This is a genomic window from Protofrankia sp. CiP1_Cm_nod4, from assembly GCF_982290645.1.
The window spans coordinates 222,206-223,674 of record NZ_CEVIVC010000001.1 but is presented as its reverse complement, the minus strand read 5'-3'; the positions used below and the strand labels follow the sequence as shown (position 1 = coordinate 223,674).

Genomic DNA, 1,469 nt, shown 5'->3' with positions numbered 1-1,469 from the left:
CGGGGCGGCAGGCCGGGCCGGGGGCAGGGGAAGGAAACCGATGACCCACGGCAGGCGGCTGCGCCTCAACGCCTTCCTCAAGCCGCCGGGGGAGTTCCTGGCCGCCTGGCGGCATCCGGGCGCCGTCCCGGACGCGGGCGTGAACATCCGGCACCTGATCGAGCTGGCGCGGACCGCCGAGCGGGCCTGCTTCGACGCGCTCTTCTTCGCCGACCTCGTCGGGGTGCCCTTCGCCGACCAGGAGGTGCTGCGCCGGGTCTCGGTGGTCAACGACTCCTTCGAGCCGACGACCCTGCTCGCCGCGCTGGCCACCGCCACCAGCCGGATCGGGCTCATCGCCACCGCGTCCACCACCTACAACGAGCCCTACCACCTGGCGCGCACGTTCGCCTCGCTGGACCATCTCAGCCGGGGGCGGGCCGGCTGGAACCTGGTCACCTCGCTCAACGACGCGGAGGCCCGTAACTTCGGCCTGCCCGAGCACGTCGGGCACGCCGAGCGCTACCGGCGGGCCGCGGAGTTCCACCAGGTGGTGACCGGCCTGTGGGACAGCTTCGACGACGACGCGTTCCGCCGCGACCAGGCGTCCGGGATCTACTTCGACGACGACCGGGTGCACCGGCTCGACCACCGGGGAAGGTACTTCTCGGTGACCGGGCCGTTGAACATCCCCCGCCCGCCGCAGGGCCATCCGGTGGTCGTCCAGGCCGGCTCCTCCGAGGCCGGTAAGTCGCTGGCGGCCGCGGCCGCGGACGTCGTCTTCACCCACCATCCCGACGGCGCCGCCGCCCGGGCCTTCTACGCCGAGATCAAGGCGCGGGCGGCCGCGGCCGGCCGGAACCCGGAGCACGTCCTCGTCCTGCCGGCGCTGTCCACGATCGTCGGCCGCACCCTGGCCGAGGCCGAGGACAAGGCCGAGCGGCTGTACGCGCTGCTCGACCCGCGGGTGGCGCTGGCCGATCTCGCCTACTGGCTCGGCGGCGTCGACCTGTCGACGCACCCGCTGGACGGGCCGCTGCCGCAGCTGCCCGTCTCGAACCAGAGCCGCAGCGCCCAGCGGCTCATCGTGGAGCGGGCCCGGGCCCGCAACCTGACCATCCGCGAGCTCGCCAGGGGGCTGGCCCGCGACGAGCGGACCATCGTCGGCACCCCGGAGACGGTCGCCGACCACATCCAGGAGTGGTTCGAGACGCAGGCCGCGGACGGTTTCAACGTGATCTTCCCGTACCTGCCGGAGACGCTCGACGACTTCGCGGACCTGGTCATCCCGCAGCTGCGACGGCGCGGCCTGTTCCGGGCCTCCTACGAGGGCCGGACCCTGCGCGAGAACCTGGGGCTGCCCCGCCCGGCCAGCCGGTACGCCCGCGACCGGCGCGGCGCGTGACCGCTGTCCGGCATGTCCGACCGAACGGCGGTCACCGACCGTCGTCACTTCCGGCCCACGGCCGACGAGGAGGCCGACGATGACC

General features: G+C 73.7%; 1 protein-coding gene. It reads left to right on the top strand.

Features of this window, described 5'->3' with window-relative positions:
• Window positions 1–40: 40 nt before the first annotated feature.
• Window positions 41–1,384 carry an LLM class flavin-dependent oxidoreductase gene (locus AC5LSR_RS00900; protein ID WP_250280871.1) on the top strand — a complete coding sequence of 448 codons (1,344 nt, stop codon included), beginning with the start codon at window positions 41–43 and terminating at the stop codon, window positions 1,382–1,384.
• The last annotated feature ends 85 nt before the right edge of the window (window positions 1,385–1,469 follow it).

Excerpts from the sequence above, each read along its gene's own strand:
- AC5LSR_RS00900 (WP_250280871.1), top strand. The coding sequence starts at position 41 with ATGACCCACGGCAGGCGGCTGCGCCTCAACGCCTTCCTCAAGCCGCCG.